We start from the raw sequence: 6,171 nt of genomic DNA, 5'->3' as shown, positions 1-6,171 counted from the left end.
GCAAATTCTTTTGGTTTATAATTTTTACTCAAATATAATCACCCCTAAATATATTATATTACATTTGATTATATTTGAATATATTTTTAATAACTATTAATAATCTCCTTTGCAAACATGTGTTTACATTAAATTTATAAATTAAGCCATTAAAATTGTGATTTAATGACTTAAAGTATACTATTTGATTATTTTTAAATGACTTTGAATTTTATACACATCTTTCTCGGTTTCAGTAGTTTTATATGTAAGAAATTCAACATCTTGTTTAACATCCTTGATTTGACTTGAAATACCTTCAGCAATATCTTTAGAAACTAAATTTCCTATGTCAGAAGTAAGCTCATCAAATCGTTTATCTACTTTGTTATCTAAGTTATCTATTTTATTGTCTAATCTTTTAATGTCACCTTTCATTAAAGTAATATCACTTTTCATTGAAGTAATATCATCTTTCATTAAAGCAATATCACCTTGTATTGATTTTAATAATTCTAATATTTCCTTATCCATTTTCACCAACTCCTTAATCTATAAAATCTTTTATATTCGAGTAGTCTATATCTTCAAAAACAATAACTTCTTTTTCACATATATATTTATCTAATCTATTATTAATATGCTTCAAATGTTTAACTTCATGCAAAAGCTTTTTGAAATATAGTAGCATATCTTAATATTTCCCCAATAAAAACACCTTCTTTAGTCTTGTGTTTCTTCCTCAAATGTTTCAATTATCTTAAGCATCTGCTTTTTTGCCTCTGGACTAAGTTTTTCGTATTTACTAAAGAATATTCTATTTTCTTCGTTAAGTTCTTCAATTTTCTGTTTCGCTTTTTTTAGTTCTTTATTTTCTGATTTATTTAACAAATAATCAATACTTACATATAAAGCATTAGCGATTTTATCCATAACTTCTGTACTAGGATTTTCTCTTTTTCCGTTCTCTAATTGGCTAATATAAGCAGGAGTTAATCCAGTTTTTTCAGCTAATTGTTTTACTGTCATTTTTAATTCGTTTCTTCTACTTTTAATTCTATTATTAACCATACTTATCAACTCATTTTTTTATATTATAAACTGCTAGTTAATACAAGTCAATAAATTAACTAGCAGATAATATAGGAAATTAAAGAAATATTAAGCAATTAATGAATGGTTAATTTGTGGTGTTAGTATAAAGTAGTAGAATTTATAGATAGTAATAAAAATAAGTATAATATTAAAACTATGTGTAACGTCCTAGGCGTAGCCAGAAGCACATATTATAAATTTTCAGATAAAACCAAGTCTGCAAGAGAAGTAGAGAACGATAAACTAAAGGCAGCTATTTTGAGGATATACAAAGCTAATAAAGGAATATATGGAGCACCTAGGATTCATATAAAAAGGTTATAGAGGGATTGGAAAACGTTTTAAAAAGAGATTTTACAACTACTTCGATTAATGAAAAATGGGTAGGAGATATTACTTATATTCATACTATTAAAGATGGTTGGTGTTATTTAGCTTCAGTTCTTGACTTACACTCAAAAAAGATAATTGGCTATGCTTTCGGTAAGAGAATGACAAATGAATTAGTTAAAAAAGCTTTGAGTAATGCTTATTACAGTCAAGTTCCTGATAAAAATAAAAAATTGATATTTCATACTGATTTGGGATCTCAATATACAAGTAATGATTTAAAAGAACTGTGTAAAAAATTTAATATAATACAATCATTTAGTAAAAAAGGTTGCCCATATGATAATGCTTGCATAGAATCTTTCCATTCATCAATAAAGAAAGAAGAAATTTATAGAAATAAATACCGAACCTTTCAAATGGTATGGTTAAGTGCAACAGGAAAATGTTATCATAGAATTAATAATTGTGGAAAAATGAACCCAAATAAAGCTAGACAGGTTACAAAAGATGCGGCAATTCAACAAGGCTATAGGGCATGCTCAAAATGTTGGTAATTAAAAATCTTTAAATAATTTGAAAAAAGTGATAAAATTAACAGGGTTATAATATATTTAAAAAATAAGGAGATAAAATTGAAAAGAGAACAAAAGATATTACAAAAGATAAAAAGGTCAAAATATACAAAAGGAATAATCGCTTTAATAATGGTATTGATTATATGTGTATCAGCAAACTATATATTCCACATATATAACAAAACGAAGATAGCAAAAAGTGTTAATAATTTATTATTAACTGAAGATAATATGGTAGGAAGTGTTTGCAAGGATGTTCATTTAACTTCTTTTAGCAGTAATATGGACATTAATGAAAATGTTAATAAATATTCAAATGATATAGTGCAAAGTGAAGAATCTAATCTATTATCTGAAACAAATTCAATAATCAAATCACAAGAAGTAGAAAACAAAGAGAATTTACTTCAAGAAGATTCTAGCAGCAAGTCTTTAACAGAAGGTGAAATAAATAGTAGTTCATCAAGTGAAGATATATTAAATAGTGATTTATCAGATGAAAATGAACTAGGTGATAGTTCATCAAATGAAAATATGTCAAGTAATAATTCCTCAAATGAAAGTACATCAAATAGTAATAATTTACCAAATGAATCTTCATTAGCTTCTAATGAAAGTTTTGCAGCTAAATTAAAAGTTTCAAAACAAACAGATCAGCTTATAGTTGTAAAAGGTAAGAGAAGATCTAGAACTATAGTTTCTCTTCATAAGAAAGAAAATGGATTATGGAAAAATATATTATCAATAACAGGTGTTAAAATTTCAGCAAATGGTATTACAACAGATAATCAAGAGGGATATGGAAAGATTCCTGAAGGCGTATATAGTTTAGGTACTGCATTTGGTACTAATATTAATCCAGGAATAAGTTTGCCATATAAGCAGATTAATAATAATGATTGTTCTAAATATGAATATGGAATAGAACTAAATTATAATGCTTCTTTAAATTCAGAGTTGGGAGTTCGAATACTTTTATGTTCTTCTGAGGAAAGTGGTGTTTATGGATGTGTAACTGTGCCTAAGGATGATTTATTGTCAATAATGAAAAATATTAATAGCAATTGCTTAATAGTAATTGCAGAGGGAGATAATATATATAATTATTAAAAAATAAACCTAGATGTAGAATTAACTATATCTAGGTTTACTTTTTATATAGTAGATTTTTATGAGTTATTATTGTCAGTAATATTTACTAAACCAAGTTGATTTATAATATTTTTTATGGCTAATGTTAATGCTAAAGATATGGCATTTCCTTCAGCATTAGCAGTATTATTTAAATTAGATTCATTATTTGCTGTAGCACCAGAAATTGTATCAGGGTCTATAAAGCCTATAACATTTACATCATTATTCCCTATATTTTCAAGAGAAGAAGCATCATTAGATCTTTGAAATTGTACATTAGTTTGAATTTGTGTTAATAATTTTGATACAACATTTGTATTGTCATTCACAGATTTCACTAAAGATAACATTAAGTTGCTTGTATCATTGTTATTTTTAGAATCACTAGATGAACTATCTGTACAATAATCATTATAATTATTATATTTTTTGAAATTCCTATTCATAATATTAACCTCACATTATTGAACATTTACATTTATAAGACCGTTTTGTTCTAAGATTCTTTTAAGTTCTATAATTAAAGCAGCAGCAACTGCATCTGCAACAGCATTTGCTATATTTGTAACAAGAGATTCATTGTTTGCTACAGCACCAGAAAGAGTGTCAGGATCTATATAATTAATTACATTTACTCTATTATTACCAATATCCTTTAAATTTGTTCTATCTGTTGAACCTTGAATTTGTGCATTTTCTTGAACTTCAGTTAAATATTCTTCAATAGTATTTGTATTAGTATTTACAGCTTTAATTAGAGATGCAAGGGTGTTATTTAAATTATCATTTCCATATTCAGCCATAACAATTACTCCTTTAAATTTATAGTTAGTACATATTATGTAAAATAAATCAAAGAAGTTACATATTTTTTGGTTTTATGACAATGATTTTTTATAAATCATTGTAAAAATAATACAAAAATACACCTTGAAAATTTAATTGATTTGACTATTTTTTTAAAATAATGTATTATTTACATGTATTGGAAATAAAAAAGGAGAAGCTAGAAGTATGAAACAAGAAAAGGATACTAATAAAAATGACATAAGAAAATCCATATTATTATTAGTAGTATTTTTTTTGCTAATTACAATTTCTTTATGTACATTAGTTTTTTATGAACGTGAAATTGCAGCCCAAAAAAAGGATATAAATAATATGCTTGATTTATATTCTTATACTCAGTGTAATAATGTTAATAATTGGATAGATGAAGTTATACTTCCTCTTCAATCAGTAAAAACCTACATTGAGTTTGGAAATATAAAAGGTAATGAGGATTTACAAAAAATACTACATTACTCAAGTGACCAATTTAGTAAATATTATGAGGATGGAATATATATAGGAAAATCTAGTGGAAAATTTATAAAGGTTGCAGAATCCAATAAAGATTTAATGGGAAATGTAGTGGATGAATATTGGTATAAAGAAGGCTTAACAAGGGTAGATATAAATTTAGGTAGTGTACATAAAAATAGTAATGGTGACTTTTTTGTAAGTGCTACAGGTATTTTAAGAGACGATAATGATGTATCAGTAATAGGTGCAGATATTCCTCTTTCAACAATTAATGCTGAAATGGATTATGCATGTGCTGATTTGGATTTTAATGTTCTTATTGTTGATAAAAGTGGTAACATAATTGCAAGTAAAGATGAAAGTATTATTGGTAAATCTCTTTCTGATACTAATAACAAAGTACTTGTTTCCTGTGCAGATAAGATAAAATTAGAATCTTATACACCATTTTATGTCTATAATACAATGTTAAATTTGCGACTTACTAAAAATGATGAATGGATAGTAATATCATATATATCTGAAGATAATATAGTAAATAGTCAAAAAAGAAATTTAGCTAAAGCATTAGGAATTTTAACTGCAGTATCAATTGCTTTACTTGTTATTTTAAATAAGATAATAAAATTTATATTTTGCGATTTTAAAATTGTTAATAAGGCATAGCATAAAATGTGGAGGAATTTAATAAATGAAGAAAGTTATATATTTTATGTTGGGGATTATATTTGTATTATTAATAGAATTTTGTTTTGTTAATTGCAATTTTAAAAACAACTGTAAAAAAGTAAAAATATTATTATCTACATATGATGGTGAAGAAAGATTTCCTGCTTTAATAGTAGATGAAATTATTAAATATGCTAAGGAAAATAATATTGAAATTGACTATAAGGATGCTAAAAAATCTAGAAAGATTCAAATAAGTGATGTAGTGAATGCAAAGAAAGAAGGGTATGATGGGGTAATTTGTATGCCATTAGATGAGCTAGCTGTTTCAAAAATATCAAGTGAAATAGGTGATATACCCTTAGTCTTATTAAATAATAATCCAGGTAAGGAATATTTAAAATCTAATAAAATAATATATATAGGAAGTAATGAGGAAGAAGCTGCAAAAATTCAAGCTGAATATATTTGTTCTAAATATTACAACAAAGATTATTTAAATATTGTTATTTTAGAAGGTATAAAGGATCAGGATACTACAGAAAAAAGAACAAGGGCATTAAAAAATTATTTAAGAGATAGCAATATAAATGTTAAATATGTTTTTGAAGATAATGCAGATTGGAAAAGTGATAAAGCATATGAAAAATTTAATGTATTTTTAAAGACAAAACAGCCTTTTGATTGCATAGTATGTAACAATGATGCTATGGCCCTTGGAGTTTGTAAAAGTTATAAAGAAAACAATATAAATTTTAATGATCATCCTATAATTGGAATAGATGCTGCTGCTCAGGCAATAGAGTCTATAAAAAATAATGAAATTCAACTAACCGTATATCAGTCTGCTGCTTATGAAGGAAAATATTCTTTAGATTCCCTTTGCATGATGATAAATGGTGAAAGTATAGATAAATTATCTTATTCAGATGATGAATGTAAAAATATATGGATTCCTTTAATAAAGGTTACAAAAGAAAATGCAGATAATTTTAAATAAAGTTATCTGCTTTTTCTTTTCTACAAGACATTTTAAATTATATGTTGTATAATTATAAATATATTGCAAATAAGGTGGTAT

At 25.4% G+C, this 6,171-nt stretch carries 9 protein-coding genes; 4 read left to right on the top strand and 5 right to left on the bottom strand.

Annotated features, from left to right (window positions below; translation table 11 throughout):
* Positions 1-180: 180 nt before the first annotated feature.
* Genes ACTNAO_RS02860 through ACTNAO_RS02850 form a run of 3 tightly spaced genes read right to left on the bottom strand, consistent with a single transcriptional unit; the run spans position 181 to position 1,050 of the window.
* Entirely contained in the window at positions 181-513 is a 333-nt protein-coding gene (locus ACTNAO_RS02860; protein ID WP_441026167.1) for a hypothetical protein, read from the bottom strand.
* A gap of 13 nt (positions 514-526) precedes the next feature.
* Positions 527-670: a hypothetical protein gene (locus tag ACTNAO_RS02855; RefSeq protein WP_441026165.1), complete on the bottom strand. Its 144-nt coding sequence runs from the start codon at positions 668-670 to the stop codon at positions 527-529.
* Positions 671-702: 32 nt separating this feature from the next.
* Positions 703-1,050, bottom strand: coding sequence for a helix-turn-helix domain-containing protein (locus ACTNAO_RS02850; RefSeq protein ID WP_441026163.1), 348 nt, complete (start codon positions 1,048-1,050; stop codon positions 703-705).
* Positions 1,051-1,403: 353 nt separating this feature from the next.
* Here ACTNAO_RS02850 and ACTNAO_RS02845 point away from each other — a divergent pair, with 353 nt between their 5' ends.
* Positions 1,404-1,961, top strand: a complete 558-nt coding sequence (locus tag ACTNAO_RS02845; protein WP_441026161.1) for an IS3 family transposase — start codon at positions 1,404-1,406, stop codon at positions 1,959-1,961.
* 78 nt (positions 1,962-2,039) lie between these two features.
* The gene (locus tag ACTNAO_RS02840; protein WP_441026159.1) at positions 2,040-3,092 is read left to right on the top strand and encodes a hypothetical protein; all 1,053 of its coding nucleotides are present in this window, start codon (positions 2,040-2,042) and stop codon (positions 3,090-3,092) included.
* A 59-nt stretch (positions 3,093-3,151) separates the two neighbouring features.
* Here ACTNAO_RS02840 and ACTNAO_RS02835 read toward each other — a convergent pair whose 3' ends face one another.
* Together ACTNAO_RS02835 and ACTNAO_RS02830 are read right to left on the bottom strand one after the other, a co-directional pair.
* Positions 3,152-3,562 (bottom strand): hypothetical protein, encoded by a 411-nt coding sequence (locus ACTNAO_RS02835; RefSeq protein ID WP_441026157.1) that lies wholly within the window; start codon positions 3,560-3,562, stop codon positions 3,152-3,154.
* 15 nt (positions 3,563-3,577) lie between these two features.
* Positions 3,578-3,919: a hypothetical protein gene (locus ACTNAO_RS02830; RefSeq protein WP_441026155.1), complete on the bottom strand. Its 342-nt coding sequence runs from the start codon at positions 3,917-3,919 to the stop codon at positions 3,578-3,580.
* A gap of 211 nt (positions 3,920-4,130) precedes the next feature.
* On the opposite strand from ACTNAO_RS02830, the gene ACTNAO_RS02825 reads away from it, so the two are divergent.
* Together ACTNAO_RS02825 and ACTNAO_RS02820 are read left to right on the top strand one after the other, a co-directional pair.
* Positions 4,131-5,087 carry a hypothetical protein gene (locus ACTNAO_RS02825; RefSeq protein WP_441026153.1) on the top strand — a complete coding sequence of 319 codons (957 nt, stop codon included), beginning with the start codon at positions 4,131-4,133 and terminating at the stop codon, positions 5,085-5,087.
* Between the two features lie 25 nt (positions 5,088-5,112).
* Positions 5,113-6,090, top strand: a complete 978-nt coding sequence (locus ACTNAO_RS02820; RefSeq protein ID WP_441026151.1) for a sugar ABC transporter substrate-binding protein — start codon at positions 5,113-5,115, stop codon at positions 6,088-6,090.
* The last annotated feature ends 81 nt before the right edge of the window (positions 6,091-6,171 follow it).

Origin of the sequence: Clostridium sp. HCP1S3_C6, from assembly GCF_052066735.1 — a bacterium.
GTDB lineage: Bacteria > Bacillota > Clostridia > Clostridiales > Clostridiaceae > Clostridium.
Note: the sequence above shows the minus strand (reverse complement) of the source record. Positions and strands in the feature narration are given on the sequence as shown.

Coding starts and splice junctions, on each gene's coding strand:
- ACTNAO_RS02860 (WP_441026167.1), bottom strand. CDS start 513: ATGGATAAGGAAATATTAGAATTATTAAAATCAATACAAGGTGATATT.
- ACTNAO_RS02855 (WP_441026165.1), bottom strand. CDS start 670: ATGCTACTATATTTCAAAAAGCTTTTGCATGAAGTTAAACATTTGAAG.
- ACTNAO_RS02850 (WP_441026163.1), bottom strand. CDS start 1,050: ATGGTTAATAATAGAATTAAAAGTAGAAGAAACGAATTAAAAATGACA.
- ACTNAO_RS02835 (WP_441026157.1), bottom strand. CDS start 3,562: ATGAATAGGAATTTCAAAAAATATAATAATTATAATGATTATTGTACA.
- ACTNAO_RS02830 (WP_441026155.1), bottom strand. CDS start 3,919: ATGGCTGAATATGGAAATGATAATTTAAATAACACCCTTGCATCTCTA.
- ACTNAO_RS02825 (WP_441026153.1), top strand. CDS start 4,131: ATGAAACAAGAAAAGGATACTAATAAAAATGACATAAGAAAATCCATA.
- ACTNAO_RS02820 (WP_441026151.1), top strand. CDS start 5,113: ATGAAGAAAGTTATATATTTTATGTTGGGGATTATATTTGTATTATTA.